21 protein-coding genes and 1 tRNA gene are annotated in these 20,845 nt (G+C 67.7%); 15 read left to right on the top strand and 7 right to left on the bottom strand.

The annotated features are described in order from the left end of the window. Positions 1–71 precede the first annotated feature (71 nt). Complete coding sequence (gene pgm, locus ACOJTB_RS15740) at positions 72–1,721, top strand: phosphoglucomutase (alpha-D-glucose-1,6-bisphosphate-dependent) (protein WP_420103465.1); 1,650 nt, start codon at positions 72–74, stop codon at positions 1,719–1,721. Positions 1,722–2,141: 420 nt separating this feature from the next. On the opposite strand, the gene ACOJTB_RS15735 is transcribed toward pgm, so the two are convergent. Genes ACOJTB_RS15735 through ACOJTB_RS15725 form a run of 3 tightly spaced genes read right to left on the bottom strand, consistent with a single transcriptional unit; the run spans position 2,142 to position 5,508 of the window. Then, positions 2,142–3,371, bottom strand: coding sequence for a class I SAM-dependent methyltransferase (locus ACOJTB_RS15735; RefSeq protein ID WP_420103464.1), 1,230 nt, complete (start codon positions 3,369–3,371; stop codon positions 2,142–2,144). Further along, positions 3,368–4,171, bottom strand: coding sequence for a DUF1365 domain-containing protein (locus tag ACOJTB_RS15730; RefSeq protein ID WP_420103463.1), 804 nt, complete (start codon positions 4,169–4,171; stop codon positions 3,368–3,370). Before ACOJTB_RS15730 ends, ACOJTB_RS15735 begins: the two co-directional genes overlap by 4 nt. After that, positions 4,168–5,508 carry an NAD(P)/FAD-dependent oxidoreductase gene (locus tag ACOJTB_RS15725; protein ID WP_420103462.1) on the bottom strand — a complete coding sequence of 447 codons (1,341 nt, stop codon included), beginning with the start codon at positions 5,506–5,508 and terminating at the stop codon, positions 4,168–4,170. The genes ACOJTB_RS15730 and ACOJTB_RS15725 overlap by 4 nt, the downstream gene beginning before the upstream one ends. Positions 5,509–5,665: 157 nt before the next feature. On the opposite strand from ACOJTB_RS15725, the gene ACOJTB_RS15720 reads away from it, so the two are divergent. From ACOJTB_RS15720 to ACOJTB_RS15695, 6 genes are all read left to right on the top strand, one after another. Next, complete coding sequence (locus ACOJTB_RS15720; RefSeq protein ID WP_420103461.1) at positions 5,666–6,241, top strand: hypothetical protein; 576 nt, start codon at positions 5,666–5,668, stop codon at positions 6,239–6,241. A 54-nt stretch (positions 6,242–6,295) separates the two neighbouring features. Next, entirely contained in the window at positions 6,296–6,664 is a 369-nt protein-coding gene (locus tag ACOJTB_RS15715) for a DUF2147 domain-containing protein (RefSeq protein ID WP_420103460.1), read from the top strand. A 63-nt stretch (positions 6,665–6,727) separates the two neighbouring features. Further along, positions 6,728–7,348 carry a sigma-70 family RNA polymerase sigma factor gene (locus ACOJTB_RS15710; protein WP_420103459.1) on the top strand — a complete coding sequence of 207 codons (621 nt, stop codon included), beginning with the start codon at positions 6,728–6,730 and terminating at the stop codon, positions 7,346–7,348. Continuing rightward, positions 7,345–7,968: a ChrR family anti-sigma-E factor gene (locus ACOJTB_RS15705; protein ID WP_420103458.1), complete on the top strand. Its 624-nt coding sequence runs from the start codon at positions 7,345–7,347 to the stop codon at positions 7,966–7,968. Before ACOJTB_RS15710 ends, ACOJTB_RS15705 begins: the two co-directional genes overlap by 4 nt. Beyond that, positions 7,965–8,768 carry a DUF1295 domain-containing protein gene (locus ACOJTB_RS15700; RefSeq protein WP_420103457.1) on the top strand — a complete coding sequence of 268 codons (804 nt, stop codon included), beginning with the start codon at positions 7,965–7,967 and terminating at the stop codon, positions 8,766–8,768. Before ACOJTB_RS15705 ends, ACOJTB_RS15700 begins: the two co-directional genes overlap by 4 nt. Beyond that, positions 8,765–9,787, top strand: coding sequence for an SAM-dependent methyltransferase (locus ACOJTB_RS15695; protein WP_420103456.1), 1,023 nt, complete (start codon positions 8,765–8,767; stop codon positions 9,785–9,787). Before ACOJTB_RS15700 ends, ACOJTB_RS15695 begins: the two co-directional genes overlap by 4 nt. Before the next feature lie 151 nt (positions 9,788–9,938). On the opposite strand, the gene ACOJTB_RS15690 is transcribed toward ACOJTB_RS15695, so the two are convergent. The 4 genes from ACOJTB_RS15690 to mnmA all read right to left on the bottom strand — a co-directional run bounded on the left by ACOJTB_RS15690 (position 9,939) and on the right by mnmA (position 12,571). Then, positions 9,939–10,352 (bottom strand): DUF2177 family protein, encoded by a 414-nt coding sequence (locus tag ACOJTB_RS15690; protein WP_420103455.1) that lies wholly within the window; start codon positions 10,350–10,352, stop codon positions 9,939–9,941. A gap of 179 nt (positions 10,353–10,531) precedes the next feature. After that, positions 10,532–10,608: transfer RNA gene (locus ACOJTB_RS15685), tRNA-Met, on the bottom strand. A gap of 94 nt (positions 10,609–10,702) precedes the next feature. Beyond that, positions 10,703–11,344, bottom strand: coding sequence for a class I SAM-dependent methyltransferase (locus tag ACOJTB_RS15680; protein ID WP_420103454.1), 642 nt, complete (start codon positions 11,342–11,344; stop codon positions 10,703–10,705). A gap of 39 nt (positions 11,345–11,383) precedes the next feature. Next, positions 11,384–12,571, bottom strand: a complete 1,188-nt coding sequence (gene mnmA / locus ACOJTB_RS15675) for a tRNA 2-thiouridine(34) synthase MnmA (RefSeq protein ID WP_420103453.1) — start codon at positions 12,569–12,571, stop codon at positions 11,384–11,386. A 248-nt stretch (positions 12,572–12,819) separates the two neighbouring features. On the opposite strand from mnmA, the gene ACOJTB_RS15670 reads away from it, so the two are divergent. The 8 genes from ACOJTB_RS15670 to flbD all read left to right on the top strand — a co-directional run bounded on the left by ACOJTB_RS15670 (position 12,820) and on the right by flbD (position 20,833). Continuing rightward, positions 12,820–14,400 (top strand): flagellar hook-length control protein FliK, encoded by a 1,581-nt coding sequence (locus ACOJTB_RS15670; protein ID WP_420103452.1) that lies wholly within the window; start codon positions 12,820–12,822, stop codon positions 14,398–14,400. A gap of 13 nt (positions 14,401–14,413) precedes the next feature. Then, on the top strand, positions 14,414–15,109 hold the full coding sequence (locus ACOJTB_RS15665) for a flagellar hook assembly protein FlgD (protein WP_420103451.1): 696 nt from the start codon (positions 14,414–14,416) through the stop codon (positions 15,107–15,109). 107 nt (positions 15,110–15,216) lie between these two features. Further along, entirely contained in the window at positions 15,217–15,492 is a 276-nt protein-coding gene (gene sciP, locus ACOJTB_RS15660) for a CtrA inhibitor SciP (RefSeq protein WP_076437672.1), read from the top strand. 201 nt (positions 15,493–15,693) lie between these two features. Beyond that, on the top strand, positions 15,694–17,367 hold the full coding sequence (fliF, locus tag ACOJTB_RS15655) for a flagellar basal-body MS-ring/collar protein FliF (RefSeq protein ID WP_420103450.1): 1,674 nt from the start codon (positions 15,694–15,696) through the stop codon (positions 17,365–17,367). A gap of 47 nt (positions 17,368–17,414) precedes the next feature. Beyond that, the gene (gene fliG / locus ACOJTB_RS15650; RefSeq protein ID WP_420103501.1) at positions 17,415–18,458 is read left to right on the top strand and encodes a flagellar motor switch protein FliG; all 1,044 of its coding nucleotides are present in this window, start codon (positions 17,415–17,417) and stop codon (positions 18,456–18,458) included. 1 nt (position 18,459) lies between these two features. Next, the gene (locus ACOJTB_RS15645) at positions 18,460–19,062 is read left to right on the top strand and encodes a FliH/SctL family protein (protein ID WP_420103449.1); all 603 of its coding nucleotides are present in this window, start codon (positions 18,460–18,462) and stop codon (positions 19,060–19,062) included. Between the two features lie 11 nt (positions 19,063–19,073). Further along, positions 19,074–19,424 carry a flagellar motor switch protein FliN gene (gene fliN / locus ACOJTB_RS15640; RefSeq protein WP_420103448.1) on the top strand — a complete coding sequence of 117 codons (351 nt, stop codon included), beginning with the start codon at positions 19,074–19,076 and terminating at the stop codon, positions 19,422–19,424. Positions 19,425–19,468: 44 nt separating this feature from the next. After that, positions 19,469–20,833, top strand: coding sequence for a sigma-54-dependent transcriptional regulator FlbD (gene flbD, locus ACOJTB_RS15635; RefSeq protein WP_420103447.1), 1,365 nt, complete (start codon positions 19,469–19,471; stop codon positions 20,831–20,833). Positions 20,834–20,845 lie beyond the last annotated feature (12 nt).

Genomic DNA, 20,845 nt, shown 5'->3' with positions numbered 1-20,845 from the left:
TGCTCGCGACTTTGCCTGCCTGCCGTCTATAACAGCGGCGACACAGGCTGGCCTGCAACGCGAGACGCTTCATGACCGACACCGTGAGCCCCCATGCCGGACAGCGGCTGGCCCCCTCTCAGCTCGTCGATGTCGCGGCGCTGCAGAACGCCTATTTCGACCAACCGGATCCGTCCCAGCGCTCCCAGCAGGTGGCCTTCGGCACCTCCGGGCATCGCGGCTCCTCCTTCGCCAGATCCTTCAACGAGGCGCATATCCTCGCGATCGCCCAGGCGGTCTGCCTCTATCGCCGCGAGCAGGGCACCGACGGCCCGCTCTTCCTCGGCATCGATACACACGCCCTCTCGCGCAACGCCTTCGAGACGGTGCTCGAGGTCTTCGCCGCCAATGGCGTCACCACGATCATCGACGAGAATCTCGGCTTCACCCCGACGCCGGTGATCTCCCATGCGATCCTGACGCATAATCGTGGCCGCTCCTCCGGCCGCGCCGACGGCGTCGTCATCTCGCCCTCGCATAATCCGCCGGCCGATGGCGGGCTGAAATACAACCCTCCCCATGGCGGGCCTGCGGATACCGACGCCACCGGCTGGATCGAGAAGAAGGCCAATGCCTTCCTGCTCGACAAGCTCGCCGGGATCAGCCGCATCCCTTACGAGAAGGCGCTCGCGAGCGAGCATGTGCGGCGGCACGACTACATCACCGGCTATGTCGCCGATCTCGCCACCATCCTCGACATGGAGGCGATCTCCGGGGCGGGCGTGAAGATCGGCATCGATCCGCTCGGCGGGGCGGGCCTCGAATATTACCAGCCGATCATCGACCGCTATCGGCTGAACGCGACCATCGTGGACAAGCAGGTCGACCCGACCTTCGGCTTCATGACGGCGGACTGGGACGGCAAGATCCGCATGGACTGCTCCTCGCCCTATGCGATGGCGAGCCTGATCGGCATGCGGAACCGGTTCGATGTCGCCTTCGCCAACGACACCGATGCCGACCGCCATGGCATCGTCACCCGTTCGAGCGGGCTGATGAACCCGAACCATTATCTCGCTGCCGCCAGCGCCTTTCTCTTCGCCAACCGGCCCGGCTGGCGCGCGGATGCCGCGATCGGCAAGACGGTGGTGTCGAGCGCGATCATCGACCGGGTGGCAACCAAGCTCGGCCGCAGGCTGGTCGAGGTGCCGGTCGGGTTCAAATGGTTCGTGGACGGGCTGATTTCCGGCGATTTCGGCTTTGCGGGCGAAGAAAGCGCCGGTGCGTCCTTCCTGCGCAAGGATGGCAGCGTCTGGACCACGGACAAGGACGGGCTGATCCTCGGCCTGCTCGCGGCGGAAATCACGGCGAAGACCGGTTCTGACCCCGGCGTGCTCTATGACGGGCTGACGGCCGAACTGGGCAAGCCCTGCTACGCCCGCGTCGATGCGCCTGCGACGGCGGCGCAGAAGGCGGTGCTGAAGAATCTCACGCCAGCCCAGATCGAGACGCGGGAACTGGCCGGCCAGCCGATCACCGCGATCCTGAGCAACGCACCCGGCAATGACGCCGCCATCGGCGGGCTGAAGGTGGTCACGGAAGAGGGCTGGTTCGCGGCCCGCCCTTCGGGCACCGAGGAGGTCTACAAGATCTATGCGGAGAGCTTCCGTGACGAGGCGCATCTCGCTCGGATTCAGGACGAGGCGAAGCAGATCGTCGGCAAGGCCTTCGCCGCGGCCTGAGGCTCGAAAGCCGGACTGCTTGGGGGATCGCGCCATGGCGCGATCCCGACGTCGAACGGGTGAGCCTCCGTCAGCCGCTCAAGATTTGCGTTTACGCAGGGGAATGGTTTCGAAAACCGGGGCGCGATTGGCGAGTTCGAGAAAGATCGCGGTGCAGACCAGCCAAGCGATCCCAATCCACACGATCATCGTTTCCCCCATCTTGTCGCAGACCTGTTCCGCCCAGGCCTTGCTACGAATATGTGACAGGTTCGCTCCTGGTTGCAACTGCGACTTTTGATCACTCGTCTTATTCAGCTCCCTCGAGCCATGAGGATTCCGGCGCGGTTCTGGCTCCCAAGCTCATGACGCGCATCGGCCGCAGCGACCCTCAGCACCGTCAGGCGCCATCGGCGCCTTGGACGAGCGAGGACAGAAAGATCAGGTCTTCAGCGTGACCAGACTCACATCGATGGTCTTGGCCCGGAAGCCGGCCTCGCAATAGCAGAGATAGAATTCCCAGATGCGCCGGAACGGTTCGTCGAAGCCGAGCTTGGCGATTTGCGGCCATTGCTGAAGGAAGCGGTGGCGCCATTCCTTGAGCGTCAGCGCATAGCCTTCCCCGAAATCCAGCCGCTCGCCCGTCGCCATCCCCTGGGACCGTGCCGATGCCGCGATCGCCTCTAAAGATGGCAGGCAGCCGCCCGGGAAGATGAAGCGCTGAATGAAGTCGGTGCCGCTCTGATAGGATTCGAACAGGGCCGGATCGATGGTGATGGCCTGAAGCACGGCCGAGCCGCCCGGCTGCAGGGAGCGCGCGATCGTGGCGAAATAGGACGGCCAATAGGCCCGGCCCACCGCTTCGATCATCTCGATCGAAACGACCCGGTCGAACCGGCCGGTGACGTCGCGATAGTCCTGAAGGCGCAGCTCTACGCGGTCGGCCAGGCCTGCACGGTCGATCCGCTCCTGCGCGAAAGCGAGCTGCGATGGCGAGAGGGTGATGGCCGTCACGCGGCAGCCGGCGCGGGCCAGGCGCTCGGCCAGCGCGCCCCAGCCACAGCCGATCTCCAGCACATGCTCGCCGCCCTTCAGATCGAGCATGGCGACGATGCGGTCGAGCTTACGTTCCTGTGCGCGTTCCAGGCTCTCGGCCGGAGACTCATAGAGCGCGGCGGAATAGGTCATGCTCGGGTCGAGCCAGTGGCCGTAGAACGCATTGCCGAGGTCGTAATGCGCCGTAATGTTGCGGCGGCTGCCGGCGCGGCTGTTGGCGTTCCGCCGATGGCGCAGCCGGTTGAAAACTCTGGCGAGCCAGGTTCCGGAGACGAGGTCGCGCACGGTCGCATCGTTGCGGGCGCCGAGTTCGATGAGGGCGGTCAGGTCCGGCGTGCTGAAATCCCCGTCGCGATAGGCCTCGGCGAGGCCGATATCGCCATCGAGGATCAGGCGACGCATGGCGCGCCAGCGATGCAGCACGATCACCGCATGCGGCCCGGGCGCGGCCGGCCCGCTGGAAAGCCTCTCGCCCTGCGGCGTCACGATGCTGAGCCGGCCGACGGCGATGCGGGCGAGGAGACGGCGCAGGAACCAGGCGGAGAGGCCAAGGCCTTCGGGCAGAGAGAGGGCGGCGTCATGGGCGCTCGCATGGTCGTTTTCACGCCAGGTCATGGCTGCAGCGATCCTTTCGCCGGGGACGTCACGAGATGGGCGGGGCTGAAGGGCGTCTCGGGGGGCGCCGGGTGGTTCCACCAGGGGATGCGCTTGGCGAGCAGCCGCAGCGCATGCCAGTGGATAGCCGCCGTCACCTTCAGCGTCAGCAGCGGGTGGCTCGCCAGCAGGCGAAGCAAGGTGCGGTCGTCGATCGGCCGGCGGGTGCCGCTCATCGTGGCGGAGATGAGCCGGCCTTCGCCGTCATGGCCGTCGATCGAGATCGCCATCCTCTCCGCCGGAGGCTCGACCCGGAAGGCGTAGCGCATCGACAGCCCCATGAAGGGCGAGACGTGGAAGCGCTTCTCGGCTTCCTGCCGGACCAGATTCGGCTCGCCCCCGGCCGGCGCGACATAGCTGTGGATCTCGCCGAAGGTGTTGTGGACCTCGTAGATCGTCGCGCGCAGAGCGCCGTCCCGCCCATAGCAGAACCAGGTGCTGAGCGGGTTGAAGGCATAGCCGAGGATCCGCGGCATCGTCAGCAACCGCAGCGGGCCACCATCCCAATCGATACCGGCCTTGGCCAGTGCTTCTTCCACCTGCCCGCGCAGCGGCCTGCCGCTGCGGTCGCCGTAATCGGCATCGCGGAAGCAGTAGAGATTGAAGCGGTTGCGTGAAAAGAAGCGGTTGCGGGCGGCCAGCGTGTCGATCTCGTCGAGATCGAGCAGCATCCAGAAGACGCGGTAGGCCAGCGCGTGGGGTTTGGGCCGGAAGCGGTGATGCCGCACGCGGCCGACATAGAGGGCCGAACGAAGGCTCATGCCGCCAGCTCGCGCAGGGTCTTGCGCGGGATGCGGCCCGATTCCTCTGCCACCTGCCAGGGCCGGCGCACGCCGCCGAGCTCCTCGGCGACGGCCAGGCCTGATTGCAGGCCGTCCTCATGGAAACCGGAGCCGAAATAGGCGCCGCAGAACCAGCTGCGGCGCGTGCCCTGAAGATCCCACAAGCTCTGCTGGGCACTGAGCGCGGCGCGATCGAAGACCGGGTGCTCGTAGACGTCTTCACGCAGGATCGTCTCCTGCCGAAGGCTCTCCGGCGGGTTGAGCGTGACTAAGAGCGGGTTATCGGCCGGCAGGCCCTGCAACAGGTTCATCCAGTAGGTGACGGCGCAAGCGTCATGCGGCCGGCTGCGGTCGCCGAGATGGTTCCAGCTCGCCCAGGCCCGGCGGCGCCGAGGCATCAGGGCGGCATCGCTATGCAGCACCGCACGGTTCACGCTGTAGCGGAAGGCGCCGAGCGCCCGCTGCTCCAGCGGGTCGGCATCGGCCAGCATCGCCAGCGTCCGGTCGGCATGGGTGGCGAAGACGACATCGTCGAAGCTCTCGCTCCAGCCCTCGCCGGCGACCGTGACGCCCGTCGCCAGCCGCCGCACTTCACGGACGGGCGCCGACAGGCGGATCTCCCCGGCAAAGTCGAGCGCCAGCTTGTCGACATAGCCGATGCTGCCGCCCGACACGGTGCGCCATACCGGTCTATCTGTCAGCTGCAGCAGGCCGTGATTGTGGTGAAAACGCAGGAAGGCCTCGGCCGGATAGGCCAGCATCTCGGCGCAGGGCGCAGACCAGATCGCCGCCGCCATCGGCAGCAGATGGTCGTCGCGGAAGGCAGCGCCGTAACCGCCGGCGGCGAGGTAGTCGCCGAGCGTCGTGCCCGCGCTCAATCCCGTTTGCGCGTCCTGTGTCGCACTGCGATAGAAGCGCACGATATCCTGGAGCATCGACCAGAAGCGCGGGCTCGCCAGATTGCGCCGCTGCGCAAACAGCCCGGACAGGCTGGTGCCGCTGTATTCGAGCGCGCCGCCGTCCAGCGAGACGGCGAAGGACATCTCGGTCGCGCAGGTGGCGACGCCGAGATGGGCGAGCAACGCGACGAAGTTCGGATAGGTCTTCTCGTTGTAGACGATGAAGCCGGTATCGACGGGCGTTTCCCCGCCCTTTCCGTCCGGCACGCGCACCGTGTGGGCGTGGCCGCCGAGCCTCGGCTCGGATTCGAACAGGACGACGTCATGGGCCTTCGCCAGCAGCCAGGCCGAGGAGAGCCCAGCGACACCGGCACCGATCACCGCGACGCGCCTGCGCTGTTGTCCATTCCGCTGCATCGTCACTCCCGGACCTAAACTGGTCTTTCAGGAACCTATACGCGGGCAGGTCTGGATTGGATCTGCCCGATCGCCCGCTTTCCCCCGCCTCATCGTCCCCTCCAGGTGACCTGCGCGGCCGCCGCATCCGTATGAGCCGGGTGAGGAGATGGCAGTGATGCTGGCAAGTGCATGGACGAAGATGGCCGGGGCGATCGGCCGCTTGAGCTCGCACCCGGATGGGCGAACCGCTCTCGCCAATACGGTGGCGCTGGTCATTCTCTCTAACCAGCCCTTCTATCCGCTCTATCTGCGCTGGGCGGTTTCGCCCGTCATCTGGCCATCCTTCCTCACCTTTCTCTCGACGCCCCTCTTTCTGGCCGCGCCGCTGCTCGCCCGCCGCAGCGCGCTTCTGGGGCGCGGCGTGATGCTGGCGGCAGGCATCGGCAATACGCTGCTCTGCATCGCCGCCTTCGGCGCGGCCTCCGGCGTCGCTGTGTTTCTGTTCCCGTGCCTGATCCTGTCGATGCTGCTGTTCATGCCGGAACGGCGGGGCCTGGCGCTCGGCTTCGCGGCGCTGTGCTTCGCGATCCTGCTCGCGCCAATCGAACAGTTTATCGAGCCGCTGCATCACTACACGGCTGACGAATATGCCGCCTTCCAGCGGCTCAATCTCCTGAGCGCCGCCTCGCTTACAGCGCTGATCGGCTGGGTCTTCGCCCGAGAGCGCGCGAAATCGCCGCGCGATGCGTGAACCGGATGCGGGGGCGCCGCGTAGATGTCGGCAACGCTACGGAAAGGACAGGACATGAAACGCTTCCTGCTTGCCGCAATGCTCATTCTACCGAGCGCCGCCTTCGCCTCCCCGCAGGCTCTGGACGGCACCTGGATGCGCGATGACGGAAACGCCCGGGTCCGCATAGCCCCCTGCGGCGACAAGATCTGCGCAACCAATCTGTGGATCGGCGACACCAGCAAGGGCGAGGCTCCCGGCGACAAGCTGGTGATGGACCTGTCGCAGCAGCCGGACGGCAGCTTTTCCGGCACTGCCTATGACGCCAAACGCGACTCCACCTATTCGATGACGGTCAAGGTGGGAAAGGGCGAATTGACCACGCGCGGCTGCATTCTCGCCAAGCTGCTGTGCCGGGACGTCGGCTGGAAGGCGGTCGACTGATGACGACCGCGCCCGATCCTCACCCGGCAGTGAACCGCCTTCGCAACGGGGCCGTATGTTGATATGGCCTCGGCGCTCGTCATACCCTTCTCGGAGATGCGTGCGGCGCGGGCCGCCACGCAGCGCTACCGGTTCGTCGCCTTGTTCGACCCCAACGCTCTGATCGCCGCCATTGCGCGCTCGGCCGACCGGGACGCTTTTGCGCAGCTGTTCGACCATTTCGCTCCGCGCGTGAAGGGGTTGCTCATGCGCGGCGGCGCCTCGGCGGAGCTCGCCGAGGAAATCGCGCAGGAGACGTTGTTCTCGGTCTGGCGCAAAGCCGCATTGTTCGACCCGGGCAAGGCCAGTGCCTCGACCTGGATCGCCACGATCGCGCGCAACCAGCGGATCGATATCGCCCGTCGCGAGGCACGCTCGCGGCTTTCGCAAGTCTATGAGATCCTCGATGAAGAATCCCCAGAGCAACCCGACGAGACCCTTTCCGGCGCCCAGCGCGAGGCGCGGGTGAGGGCGGCCATGACCGGGCTTTCCAAAGAACAGTATCGCGTCGTCGAACTCGCCTTCCTCGAAGGGTTCAGCCATCAGGAGGTGGCTAGTCGTTTGTCGATTCCGCTCGGCACGGTCAAGTCGCGGCTGCGGCTGGCGCTGGCGCATCTGCGCTCGCGGCTGGAGGATCTGCGATGAGCGTCACCCATCGCCCTTCCGACGAGACGCTGGCCGCCTTCGCCGCCGGCCGTTTGGATGATGGTTTGGCCCTGGTCGTCGCGAGCCACCTCGAAATCGACCGCTCCAGCCGGGCGCGCGCCCGCGATTTCCAGTCCGTCCACGGCTCCCTGCTCGATGCGGTGGAGCCTGAAGAAATGGAGCTGACCGCGGCCGAGGCGCTCGCACGGATGCCCGCCATGCCGGCCCGGCGTGTCCCCGTCGCGCATGAGCCGGGCATGCCGCAGGTGCTTGCGCCTTATGAACTCGGCCCCTGGCGGAAGATCGGCCTGCGCCTCGCCATGCGGCGGGTCGAAGTGCCCGGCTCGCAGGCGCGCGTCTTCATGCTGAAGGCCGGCCCGGGTGTCGCCTTGCCGAACCACAAACATACCGGCTTCGAATGGACCACCATCCTGTCCGGTGCTTATGAGCACGAGTTCGGCCGCTTCGGCGCCGGCGATTTCGACGAGGCCGATGCCGAGCACGAGCACACCCCCCGCGTCGATCCGGTCGAGGGCTGCATCTGCATCGTGGCGCTGACGGGCGATGTGCTGCTGCAGGGCTGGTTCGGGCGGATGCTGCAGCCGCTGGTGCGATTTTGACGGCCGCCTCGCTCGGCCTGGCGCTTCTGTGCTTATGGCTGGCGATGGCGGCGATCATGGCCGGCGCCACGCTCATCGAGCGGCGAACCGGCAATTCGGGCTGGATCGACGTGGTCTGGACGTTCGGCCTCGGTTTCACCGGGTTGTGCGGCGTGCTGCTGCCCTTCGGTGACGGGCCGCTGAGCAGGCGGCTCGTCGTCGGCGCGCTGATCGTCGCCTGGGCGCTCCGGCTCGGGCTGCATATCGCCGGGCGCACCCGCGGCATCGGCGACGATCCGCGCTATGCGAAGATGAAGCGCGACTGGGGCGATCAGGCCGGCCGGAAGATCGCCGGGTTGCTCCAGATCCAGGCGGTCGCCAGCGTGCCCTTGGCGCTGGGCGTGATCCTCGCAGCGCATCGTCCGGCGCCCTTCGGCGATTGGCAGGACTGGCTTGGGCTGGCGGTTTTCGCCGCCGGAATCATCGGCGGCGGCGTAGCGGATTCGCAGTTGCGCGCCTTCGCGCGCTCGGGCGCGAAGAGCGTCTGCGACCGCGGCCTGTGGGCCTGGTCGCGCCATCCCAATTACTTCTTCGAATGCGTGCTGTGGACCGCCTATGCCGTGATCGCGACGAGTCCCGGCTTCGCCTGGGGCTGGCTCGCCTGGCTGGCGCCGGCCTGCATCACGCTGCTCCTCGCACGGATTTCGGGCATCCCACCGCTCGAGGAACACATGGTTTCCAAGCATGGCGAGGCCTATCGCGCCTATCAGCGCCGGACCAGCCCGCTCATCCCCCTGCCGCCCAAAGGAAACGCGCCATGACGATCATGCAGAAGCTGTCGAACTGGGGCGAGGCCTTGCCGGTGCCGGATGCGGTGAGCCGCATGGTGATCGGCTCGCTGGTCGGGCGCACCGATCGCGACCTCGCCCGCGCGCCGATCGACACCGCCGGCTTCGCGCGAGACATGGCGTCCTTCCCGATCGCGATGCATACCGACGCCGCCAATGCGCAGCATTACGAGGTGCCGGCCGCGTTCTTCGAGAAGGTGCTGGGGCCGCGCCGCAAATATTCCTGCTGCTACTACAACTCGCCCGCCGACAGCCTCGCCACGGCCGAGGAAACCGCACTGGCGCTGACCGCCGAGCATGCCGGGCTCGCCGACGGCCAGATGATCCTCGAACTGGGCTGCGGCTGGGGCTCTCTGTCGCTGTGGATGGCTCAGCATTACCCGCAGGGGCGGATCGTCTCGGTGTCCAACTCGGCTTCGCAGCGCGCTTTCATCGAGGAACAGGCGCGCGAGCGCGGCCTGACCAATCTCACCGTCGTCACCGCCGACATGAATGACTTTGCGACGCAGGAGCAATTCGACCGGGTCGTCTCGGTGGAGATGTTCGAGCACATGGCGAACTGGCGGTCGTTGCTCGAGCGCGTGCGCGGCTGGCTGAAGCCCGAGGGCCGCCTGTTCCTGCATGTCTTCACCCATGCGACCGGCTGCTATCGTTTCGACGTCGCCGATACGGGGGACTGGATCGCGCAGCATTTCTTCACCGGCGGCATCATGCCGAGCGCCGCGCTGGCCCATCAGTTCCCGGATCTGTTCACGGTGGAGCAGGACTGGCGCTGGAGCGGCGAGCACTACCGCCTCACGGCCGAGCACTGGCTCGAAAACTACGACCGGAACCTGCCTGAGATCGAGCCGATCCTGCGCTCGGTCTACGGCGACGACGCTTCTCTCTGGCGGCGCCGCTGGCGCCTGTTCTTCCTGGCGACGAGCGGCCTGTTCGGCCATGCGGGCGGCGCCTCCTGGGGCGTGAACCACTATCGGCTGAAGCCGGTCTGACCGGAGCAGCGCGCTAGCTGCCGCGCTCCTTCTCGCGACAGCGTTCGGCCATGCCGATGCAGAACCCAGGCGCTGGCCTTCTCCTGTAAAAAACCCCGGATGGCCGACGGCATCCGGGGTTTTTATCATGGACGAGGTCGAAGGAGGACGCTCAGAACCAACCCATCGCCGAGCCGCGGCGCACCACCTCGTATGAAATCCAGCTGCAAAGGCCGACGGCGACGGTGCCGTAGACGATATCCGCCATGGTGATCGTCAAGGTCCAGGGGCGCAGCGTGGCATAGTTGGTGAGGTCGTAGGTGGCATAGGCGAGCATGCCGATCAGCGCGCCGTTGATCAGGGCCTCGCTGCCGACGCCGCTGCGCAGGGCCGGCATCACCGCGAAATGCAGCACGCCCAGCGGGAAGCCGAAATAGAAGATGGCCGCCGGCACATAGCGGATCGGCTCGACGATGAGATCGCCCAGCGCCGGCCGATACAGCCTTGCGGTCATCGTGCCGAGCCAAAGGGCATCGCAGATGCCGAAGGCGATGAGAAAGGCGATGTAGCTCGCGGCGAAGCGCATGACGACCTCCAGAAGCGGATGCCACTGGATACGGCCCCCGAGGCCCAACGGTTCAGCGGGCTGCGATATCCGGGCTGCGCGTGAAGGTGAGGGTTGCGGAGCGACTCGGCTGGCGCCAATCGAACGCCTTGCAGCCCGAGAGCCGCCGGGAACCGAACACGATCGAAGGAGAGAGAATGTGGTAGCGAGGGAGGGACTCGAACCCCCGACACGCGGATTATGATTCCGCTGCTCTAACCAGCTGAGCTACCCCGCCACATGCGCCGCACGCCGAGGGCGCCCGTCACAGGGGCGCGGTATAGGCGGGGCCCGCCGGGCTCGTCAAGCCTCGGCTTGCGAATATTCCCGGCTCAGGATGCGAGCGAGGCGAGCTTGCGCAGCCGCACGACCTTGAAATAGCCCCGACCGACATGGACCGTCTCGTAGCGGCCGGTCGCCGAGGCCCAGTTCGTCAGGCGGCTGACCTTGAAGTCGCTGCTCCAGCCCACGGCCTTGGCCAGCGGCGCCACGGCTGCCCAGAACGGCGCGAGCAACCCGCCATCGTCGACCAGCCGGCTGGAGATGACGATCTCGCCACCCGGCTTCAGCACTCGGTCCATCTCCGCCAGCGCCTGCTCGGGCTGGGGGACGAGGGTGATGACGAACTGCGCCGTCACGGCGTCGAAGCGCTCGGAAGAGAAGCCGAGGCGACAGGCATCCATCACGGTCAGGCCGCGAACATGGGCGAGGTTCTGCGCCGTGACCTTGCGCTGCGCGACGCGCAGCATGTCGAGCGAGAGATCGGCGCCGACGACGCGGCTGGCGGGGTCGAAATAGGGCAGTGTCAGCCCAGTGCCGACGCCGATTTCGAGGATGTCCGGTCCGCAGGCGCAAGCGGCAGCGACGGCCTCCCGCTGCGGGCGGGCCAGCATGCGCTGATAGATGCGGTCGTAGAACTTCGCCCAGGTCGCGTAGACGCGCTTCTGGCCATCGAGGTCATAGGTCACCGGCATCGGCAGATCCGCTTCAGGGCAAGGCGCAGCAGGTCGCCGTCAGGACAGGGCGAGGGCGACAGGGGAGGCGGGCGCCCCGGCAGGTTCCGCAGGACGGCGCAGGATGGTGCCGCCGCCGAGGACGCGCGCGCCCGGACCGGCATCGGCATAGATCACGCAGGCCTGTCCGGGCGAAACACCTTCCTCGTCGGCCGCGAGCTCGATGCGCAGGCCTTCGGGGTCGCGCAGCAGGCGGGCGGGGCGGGGCGGGCGGGTGGAGCGCACGCGTACGGCGACCTCGAGCCCCTCGGGCGGCAGCCGGTCCAGCCCGGTCTCGCCGAGCCAGTTGATGTCGCGCAGCCGGATTTCCCGGATGCTGAGCGCTTCGCGCGGGCCCACGATCACCCGCGCGCCATCGGCATCCAGCCGCAGCACATAGAGCGGTTCGCCGGAGCTGATGCCAAGGCCCTTGCGCTGGCCCACCGTGTAGTGAAGCACGCCCTCGTGCCGGCCCAGCACCCGGCCGTCGAGATGCACGATCTCGCCAGGGCGGGACGCGCCGGGCTTCAGCCGCTCGATGACGTCGGCATAGCGGCCGTTCGGCACGAAGCAGATATCCTGGCTGTCGGGCTTGTCGGCGATGGCGAGGCCGAGTTCGGCCGCCAGAGCGCGGGTCCGCGCCTTGTCGATATGCCCGAGCGGGAAACGCAGCAGATCGAGCTGCTCCTGCGTCGTCGCATAGAGGAAGTAGCTCTGGTCGCGGTTGGCGTCCGCGGCGCGGAACAGCCCGCGATGCCCGCTGCCGAGATCGCGGCTGAGCACGTAGTGGCCTGTGGCGAGCGCATCGGCGCCCAGCTCCCGGGCGAGGTCCAGCAGGTCGCGGAACTTCACGGTGCGATTGCACTCGACGCAGGGAATCGGCGTCTCGCCGGCCAGATAGCTCTCGGCGAAGCGCTCGATCACCGCGTCGCGGAAGCGGCTTTCGTAGTCGAGGACATAATGCGGGATGCCGATGGTCTCCGCGACCCGGCGGGCGTCGTGGATGTCCTGCCCCGCGCAGCAGGCGCCGGCCCGGTGGACCGCCGCCCCGTGATCGTAAAGCTGCAGGGTGACCCCGATCACGTCGTAGCCCTCGCGCTTCAGCAGCGCGGCCACCACGGAGGAATCGACGCCGCCCGACATCGCCGCGACGACGCGCGTGGCCGCCGGCGGCTTGGCGATGTCGAGGGAATTGAGAATGGTCGTCATCCGAAAAGCGGGTTTAAGGACAGTGCGGGCTCGAAGGGCGCCGAAGGCCGCTTCTATACCGGCTTTGGCGCGAAGCTGCCAGCATGATCGGCAAATCCTGCCGGGGGCGGGTCGGATGAGGGCGCTTCCTGCCGCGGAGCGCAGGGCGCTGTTGCGTCCAAGTTACTGATATCAAACGATGTCGCCTCTGGCTTGCGTCTTGCTGCGCGGGCGGTGGGCGGCTCATGCGCCGCCATACGGACCCGACCATGGCCATCGATCCCGTTTTCTCGCCCCCTGTTCTGCCGGAGCCGGCTCCGCAGCGCCCCCGCGCCTCGGATGCCAGGGACGGGTCGGCGGAATTCACCCTGCCCGAGCGGCGGGACGACAAGCCCGCACCCGCACAGGACAGCCCCCGCCGCGCTGCCGATCCGGCCGCGAAACCTGATGCCCCGCCGCGTCACGACCATAAGGCGGAGGATGGCAAGGCGCCGTCCCAGGCCGCGAACGCCGGCGACTCTGCGACCGCCAAGCCCGCTCCCGCCGAGGGGACCGAAGCGAAGCCGGCCGCTGCGGTCGTGCGGCAGCCCGACGCCGCCAATGGCAAGGCCGCTCTCCCGATCAACGATATCGGCACTCTGGCGAGCCTGATCGTCGCCGCGCAGGATCAGGCGGCCGAGACGCAGGCCGCCCAGACACCGGCCCCTGCGAGTCCCGCCGCCGATCCGGCCAAGGCCGTGACGAACCCGGCCATGGCCGCGGTGGCTCAGGAGGCTGAAAGCACCCTTCTGACGCCCGGCAAGAAGAAGTCGGGCGAGGAGACGGAAGCCGCAGCCGAAGCGTCCGCCGGCGTGACGCAGCAGGCGCAGCTCGCTCCTGGCGATGCCGGCCTGCTCGCGCTGATGACCGCAGCCGCCACGACGCCCGCTGCGGCGCCGGCCTCGCAGCCGAACGCATCGGCCACCGCGGCGGTCGCGGCCAAGGGCCAGCCCGCATCCGGCGCCGCCGGCCCGGCCAATGCCGTGGCTGCACCGATCGGCGGCAATGCCGGGGCCGGTCCAGGCGATGGCGGTCAGGCCACCACCGGCGCAAATGCTGCTGCGGTTATCGAGGCCGCGCTGGGCGGCAAGGTCTCGGCGGAGGGCAAGGCCTCGGCCGACGGCAAGGTCCCGGCGGATGGGAAGGTTACGGCGCCAGCCGATCCGGCCGCCACCTCTGCCACACCGCAGCCGGCCGCCGAAGCGGCGGCGCGGTCGGAGACGCTTCAGCAGATCCTCGCGCCGATCGATCTCTCCGGGCTGACGGCCCATGCGGCAGGCAAGGCGCAAGGGCATCCGCAGGCCGCTCCCGCCGTTCAGGATCCTGCGGCGGCGGCCGCTCAGTTGCAGCAGGCGCAGGCCGGGGCGGGCGCGCCGACGCCGCTGCATGTCGTGCCGATCGAGATCGGCATGCGCGCGCTGGCCGGCGCCAAGCGCTTCGACATCCGGCTCGATCCGGCGGAGCTCGGTCGGATCGACGTCAATCTCTCGATCTCCGACAAGGGCGAGGTCCATGCCAAGCTCGTGGTCGACCGCGTCGAGACCCTCCATCTGCTCCAGCGCGATGCACGCACGCTCGAGCGCGCCTTCGAGCAGGCGGGCCTGAAGCCCTCCGATAGCGGCGTCGATATCAGCCTGCGCGACGATAGCGGCCAGGCCTTCCGCCAGCAGCGCCCGCAGGACGAGGCCCCGCAGCGCCAGCGCCGCGGCCGCGCCGGTGACGAAGTGGACGATGTCGGAACCATTGCGGCGACCGCCGCGCAGCCCCAACGCCGGATCATGCGCCTCGGCGGCGTCGATCTGAGCATCTGAGGAGGATCGCCCCATGTCCATCGTCACCAGCGGCGGCACGTCCTCCTCGGGAACAGCCTCCGGCAGCAGTGCCAGCAGTACGGCGAAGTCCGGCACGTCCAGCAGCGCGACCGGTATCGCCAATAATTTCGATCAGTTCCTCACCCTGCTGACGACGCAGCTGAAGAACCAGTCCCCGCTCGATCCGATGGACACCAACCAGTTCACCCAGCAGCTGGTGCAGTTCGCCGGGGTGGAACAGCAGCTGAAGACCAACGACACGTTGAGCTCGCTGCTGAGCCTGAACGCGGCCGGCACGGCGACCAACGCGGTCGGCTTCATCGGCTCGACGATCACGGCCGATGGCGCGACGGCTCAGCTGACGGATGGCAAGGCGGCCTGGAAGGTCAATTCCTCCGCCGGCGGCCAGGCGACCGTGACGATCAAGGACGCCAATGGCAACGTCGTGCAGACGATGACGCGCAGCCTCACCGCGGGCGACCAGTCGCTGAGCTGGGACGGCACGACCTCGGTCGGGACGCAGGCGCCGGCCGGGGCCTATACGATCACCGTAGACGGCAAGAGCCTGGCCGGCGATGCGCTGACGGTGAAGACGCAGATCAGCGGCACGGTGGACGGCGTGGACTTCACCAGCTCCGTCCCGACCCTCAAGATCGGTTCGATCGGCGTGGCGATCGACAAGGTCAAGAGCGTGGTGCGCAGCCAGTGAGGCCCGCGAATCACTCTGCGCGATCACGATCCATCGCTTTAGGCAAATCTTAAAACCGCATGGATACGCTCCCCTCCAGTAGCTCTGTTGAGTTGTGTGAGAGTATCATGACCGAGCCAATGCGACCGCGGGTAAAGTACGTGATCGGGCCGGACGGCAGTCCGCTGACGATCGCGGACCTGCCCCCGATGAACACCAGGCGTTGGGTCATCCGGCGCAAGGCCGAGGTCGTCGCCGCCGTGCGCGGCGGCCTGCTCAGCCTGGAAGAAGCCTGCCAGCGTTACACCCTGACCGTGGACGAGTTCCTCAGCTGGCAGATGTCCATCGACCAGCACGGCCTCGCCGGCCTGCGCACCACCCGCATCCAGCATTACCGGCAGTAATCCGGCTTCTGCAGGCGGATTTTTTGGCAGGCGCCGGTTCCTCGGGACCGGCGCCTTTCGCGTCTGAACCGACCCTCGAACAGGAAAGTTAACGCCGCGGCCGGAAAAATTAACCGACCGCTAACCATGCACCGGGAAAAACTTGCCTAGTGGATCGCGCCAGGCGCGCGGTGGCCACGGTCTTGTGGAACGGATGGCGGCGTGAACGCGGTTCTCGAGCAGTTTGCGAGGTTCGGCGCGGCGCGGCTGGCAGCCATGCTGGCTGTCACGCTCGTGCTCGTGGGCTTCTTCGCCTTCGTGATGATGCGCATGTCGCAGCCGGCCTTGACCGTGCTGTTCGCCGACCTGTCGAGTCAGGACGTCAGCGCCATCGTCAAGGACCTCGATACACGCGGCATCAAATACGAGCTTCGCGGCGACGGGCAGACCATCCTCGTTCCGAAGACCGACGTCGCCCGCCTGCGCATGGACCTCGCGGGCAAGGGCATCCCGGCCGGCGGCGGCGTGGGCTACGAGATCTTCGACAAGGGCGATGCCTTCTCCTCGACGAGCTTCGTCCAGAACATCAATCATCTGCGGGCCCTGGAAGGGGAGCTCTCCCGCACCATCCGCTCGATCGGCCGTGTTCAGGCGGCGCGGGTGCATCTCGTCATTCCCGAGCGGCGCCTGTTCGAGCGCGACCGCGAGCCGCCGCGGGCCTCGATCGCGCTCAAGCTCGCCGGCGAGCTCGATGCCGCGCAGGTGCGCGCGGTGCGTCATCTCGTGGCCTCGGCGGTCGACGGGCTCAAGCCGGAGCGGGTCTCGATCGTCGACGAGCGCGGCCGGCTGCTCGCCGATGGCGCGCAGAGCGATGGCGGCCTCGCCGGGCTCGGCGTCGAGGAACGGCAGACGGCGATCGAGAAGCGGCTGAAGTCGCAGGTCGAGGATATCGTGGCCAGCGTCGTCGGCTATGGCCGGGCGCGGGTGCAGGTCTCGGCGGCGCTCGACACCAACCGGGTGGAGAGCCGCTCGGAAAGCTTCGATCCCGAAAGCCGCGTGCTGCGCTCCAGCCAGAACCGCACGGAAGCCTCGACCACCAGCGATGGCGGCAACGGCACCGTCACCGTCGGCAACGAACTGCCCGGCGCCCAGCAGACGCAAGGCGCGCAGAGCCAGCGCGAAAACTCGCAGAAGAACGAGGAGGTCGCGAATTACGAGATCTCCAAGACGATCCGCACCGAGATGCAGGAGGGCGGCCGCGTCAGGAAGCTGTCGGTCGCGGTGCTGGTCGATGGCGTCTACACCCGCGGCGCCAATGGCGAGGCGACGTATCAGCCGCGCAGCAACGAGGATCTCGACCGGATCGGCGAACTCGTGCGCACCGCCGTCGGCTTCGACCAGGGCCGGGGCGACAAGGTCGAGGTCGTCAATCTGCGCTTCGCGGAGGCGCCGGCCGCACCGCAGGATCTGGTCGAGCAGAGCCTGGTGCAGCAGCTGATGTCCTTCACACGGGAGGATATCGTCCGCTTCGCCGAGCTGGCCGTGATCTCGCTGCTGACCCTGATCGTGCTCATGACGGTGGTGCGCCCGCTGCTGAAGCAGATCCTGGCGGCCGACAACAGTGTCGCCGTTCGCCCGATTCCGAGCTTCATGCGCACCGGCGCCGTCGCGGTGCCGGAAGGCACAGGCGATCCGGCCATGCTCCCCCGCAGCGCCGCTTCGGAGGTCTCGGCGGCCGATTACGAGATGCCCTCGGAAAAAATGCTCGCGATCGCTCAGATCAAGGGCCAGCTCAAGGCGCAGTCGGTCGAGAAGATCGGCGCGCTCGTGGCGCAGAACCCGGCGGATTCCGTCGCGGTGCTGCGCAGCTGGATCCACGAACGGGCGGCGGCGTGACGGAGGCCTGACCCATGGCGGATGCCCGTTCCCTCGTCGCCGGCAATATGAACCTCGGAGAGATCGAGGGCGGTGGCATCGGCGTCTCCACCCTCGCGGAGATGACCGGCCCGCAGCGGGCCGCCGTCATTCTGCTGGTGCTGGGCGAAGACCATGGCCGCACGATCTGGCAGCAGTTCGACGACGACGAGATCCGCATCATCACCCGCTCGATGGCCGAGCTCGGCACCGTCAATGCCGACGAGGTCGAGCGGCTGATGCTGGATTTCGTCGGCAAGCTCTCCAGCGCCGGCGCGGTGACCGGCTCCTTCGACCGCACCATCTCGCTGCTGGAGAAGATCCTGCCGACCGAGCAGGTCGCGCTGATCATGGAGGAAATCCGCGGCCCGGCCGGCCGCAACATGTGGCAGAAGCTCGGCAATATCGACGCCGTCGTGCTCGCCAACTTCCTCAAGAACGAATATCCGCAGACGATCGCGGTGATCCTCTCGAAGATCAGGCCGGAGCACGCGGCAAACGTGCTGCGCAACCTGCCAGGAGATCTCTCGATCGAGGTGGTGGGCCGGATGCTGCGGCTGGAATCGGTGCAGAAGGAGGCGCTCGACCATATCGAGAACACGCTGCGCACCGAATTCGTCTCGACACTGACCCAGACCCGCCGGCGCGATCCGCACGAGATGATGGCGGAAATCTTCAACGGCTTCGACCGCCAGACCGAGATGCGCTTCCTCTCCGCGCTGGATGTCTCGAACCAGGAGGCCGCCGAGCGCATCCGCGCTCTGATGTTCACCTTCGAGGATCTCGCCAAGCTCGACCCGGCCGGTTTGCAGACACTGGTCGCCCAGGCGGACAAGGCGGCGCTCGCCCGCGCGCTGAAAGGCGCCAGCCAGCCGATGCGCGACTTTTTCTTCGGGGCCATGTCGGCCCGCGCCGCCAAGAACATGCAGGACGACATGGAGGCGCTTGGCCCCATGCGGCTGAAGGACGTCGACGAGGCGCAGACGCAGCTGGTGCAACTCACCAAGGAGCTCGCCGACAAGGGCGAGATCACGCTCACCAAGGGCGGCGCCGAGGACGAACTGGTGTACTGACATGGCAGCGGCGACGAAATTCATGTTCGGGACGGATTTTCGCGAAGGCGGCCGCAAGGCCGCCGGCGAGGCCGATCTCGCCGCCGCCCGAGTCGAGGGTTTTCGCCAGGGGCTGGAGCAGGGGCGCCAGGAGGCGGAGGGACAGGTCGCCGGCCTCGCCGTGCAGATCGCGCGCTCGGCCGAGCGCCTCTTCGCGATGGAGGAGGCGCGGGTCGCGGCCATCGAGGAGCAGGCGGCGCAGCTCGCCATCGCCACGGCGCAGGCGCTCGCCGGCGCGGCGCTCGCCGAAAAGCCGCTCGCCCTGCTGGGCGACGCGGTGCGCGAATGCCTGAGCCATGCCCGCCAGGCCCCGCATCTGGTGGTGCGTGTCAATGAAGCGATGGTCGAGGCGGCCGAGACGCTGGTGAAGCGGCTGACGCTGGAAACCGGCTTCGCCGGCCGGCTGATCGTGCTCGGCGAGCCGGACATCATGCCGGGCGATGGGCGCATCGAATGGGCCGAGGGCGGTTTCGTGATGGATCGCGACCGCCTCACCGGCCTCATCCAGACCGCCGTCGCAGAGGTGTTTCCCGCCCATGCCGCCTCCGGCATGGCGGGCCATTGAAAGTCTGAGTCATGAGCCAGGACAACGACATCAATCTGCCTCCGCTGAACCAGGCCGACCTGTCTTTCGACATGGGGGAGGGATCGGTCGCGCGCTCCGGCCCGGTGCCGGTCAAGACGGCCGAGGATCTCGAGCAGGTCTTCGACGTGCCCGTGACGGTCTCGGCGGTGCTCGGCTCCTCCAAGGTCGCAGTCGGCGACCTGCTGCAGATCGTGCCCGGCACGATCCTGGAGCTCGACCGGCGCGTCGGCGAGGCGATCGACATCTTCGTCAACGAGCGGCTGGTGGCGCGCGGCGAGGTCGTGGTCGTCGAGGACCGCCTTGGCGTGACCATGACTGAAATCATCAAGGCGGATCGCTGATGCGCGCTGCGCCGATCCTCCTTTCACGCACAAGGACCTGAGCCATGCGCCTCATCATTGCCGGCGGTCTCAAGGGACAGATCATCGCCGCCGCCAGGATCGCCATGGCGAAGGGCGCGGCGGTGACGCACACCGAGAGCCTCGACCAGACTCTGGCGGTGCTGCGCGCCAAGGGCGCCGATCTCCTGATGATCGACGTCGCCCAACCGATCGCGGCCTATGTCGCCGCTCTGGAAGCCGAGCGCATCCGCACGCCCATCGTCGCCTGCGGCACCTCGACCGATGCTCGCGCGGCCGTCGCGGCGATCCAGGCCGGGGCGCGCGAATATGTGCCGCTGCCGCCGGATCCGGAGCTCATCGCCGCGGTGCTGGAGGCGGTCGCCGCCGACCAGTCGAGCCTGATCTGGAAGGATCCGGCGATGGAGCGCGTCGTTCAGCTGGCCAATCAGATCGCCCGGTCGGAAGCGCCCGTGCTCGTCACCGGCGAAAGCGGCACCGGCAAGGAGGTGATCGCCCGCCATCTCCACCAGAAATCCGGCCGCAAGGACAAGCCCTTCGTCGCGGTTAACTGCGCCGCCATTCCGGACAATCTGCTGGAATCGGAGCTGTTCGGCCATGAGAAGGGCGCCTTCACCGGCGCGATCGCGCGGCGCGTCGGCAAGTTCGAGGAAGCCAATGGCGGCACCCTCCTGCTCGACGAAATCTCGGAGATGGATGTGCGCCTGCAGGCCAAGCTGCTGCGCGCGCTGCAGGAGCGGATGATCGATCGCGTCGGCGGCACGCAGCCGGTGAAGGTCGATATCCGCATCATCGCGACCTCGAACCGCAATCTCGGCGATGCCGTCCGCAAGGGGGCCTTCCGCGAGGACCTGTTCTACCGGCTCAATGTGGTGCATCTGCGCCTGCCGGCGCTGCGCGAGAGGCCTGGCGACATCCTGGCGCTGGCGGAGCATTTCGCCCGCAAATATGCCGATCTCAACGGGCTGCCGCCACGCCCGATCGCCGCCGATGCGCGCAAGCTGCTGCTCGCCAATGGCTGGCGGGGCAATGTGCGCGAGCTGGAAAACACCATGCACCGGGCCGTACTGCTGGCGAGCGGGCCGGAGATCGCCGCCTCGTCCGTGCTGACACCGGAAGGCGATGCGCTCGGCGCCGCGCCGGGGCGCGATACGGCGTCGCGTGCGGCGCAGACGGCGGAGGCGGTGACGCGGTCTCTGGTCGGAAACACGGTGGCCGATGTGGAGCGCGAGCTGATCCTCGACACGCTCGACCACTGCCTGGGTAACCGCACGCATGCGGCGAAGATTCTCGGGATCTCGATCAGGACGCTGCGAAACAAGCTCAGCGAATACAGCTCCGCCGGCGTCAGCGTGGCGGAGCCGGGCCAGACGCGCATCAGCGCCGCCTGACCCGGCCCGTCA

It is taken from the genome of Allobosea sp. (assembly GCF_048595345.1).
GTDB lineage: Bacteria > Pseudomonadota > Alphaproteobacteria > Rhizobiales > Beijerinckiaceae > Allobosea.
This window is presented reverse-complemented; position numbering and strand designations above follow the sequence as displayed.